The sequence below is a fragment of the Clostridium sp. AF12-41 genome (genome assembly GCF_003461685.1).
Classification (GTDB): domain Bacteria; phylum Bacillota; class Clostridia; order Lachnospirales; family Lachnospiraceae; genus Otoolea; species Otoolea fessa.
The window spans coordinates 1-799 of the sequence record NZ_QTXO01000013.1 but is presented as its reverse complement, the minus strand read 5'-3'; the positions used below and the strand labels follow the sequence as shown (position 1 = coordinate 799).

General features: G+C 43.2%; 1 protein-coding gene. It reads left to right on the top strand.

The window, feature by feature from the left end:
* Positions 1 to 158: 158 nt before the first annotated feature.
* On the top strand, positions 159 to 799 hold a 641-nt coding region (locus DWV73_RS12615), incomplete at its 3' end, for a transposase (RefSeq protein ID WP_278286985.1).

Sequence of the window (799 nt, the reverse complement as noted above, 5' to 3'; positions counted from 1 at the left end):
TGGAAGGGAGAACTGTGGAACCATTCCTATTATGTGGAAACGATCGGATCCGTATCTGAGGAAAATATTCGCCGTTATATTGAACATCAGAGCAAGTCGTATTAATTCAATGTGAATTGTAAATATTCATATGCATGGCTGTCTGAAGGGGGAGGAGAATGCTGTTGTCGCACAGAACATCGGTCAATATCCGGCCGGAATATTCTAATATTATAGGGCATATGTGTTACGCTGCTTCCAAGCTCTGGAATGTCTGCAACTATGAACGCCGTCGATATAAAGAATTGGGGCTGGAGAAGTATCCTGACTGGTATTATCAGAAGAAAGCGCATAAAGGAGATCTGTGGTATAGACAGCTTCCGTCCCAGACAGCGCAGGAGACCTGCAAGCAGCTGGATAAAGCCTGGAAATCATTTTATGCCCTTAAAAAGACCGGCGGGATCAAAGCGCCAAATCCTCCGCGATTTAAACAGGACAATATACCGATCACTTACATGCAGATGGGAATCCGGCACGAGAAGGGTTCCGGCCAATTACGGCTGTCTCTGTCAAAGGATCTGAAAAGCTATATGGAAGGAACTTACGGGATTCATGAAAAATTTCTATATCTTGAAAATAAAATTTTCAGGAACATGGATCACATAAAACAGCTGCGGATCTATCCACCGGAAGATGGAAAATGTGACCTTATCGTTATCTATGAGGTCAAAGAGCCGGAACCGCTTTCCCTGAATGGCCATTATTTATCAATGGATCTTGGAATTCATAATCTGATGACCTGTTATGATTCCGGAAATGG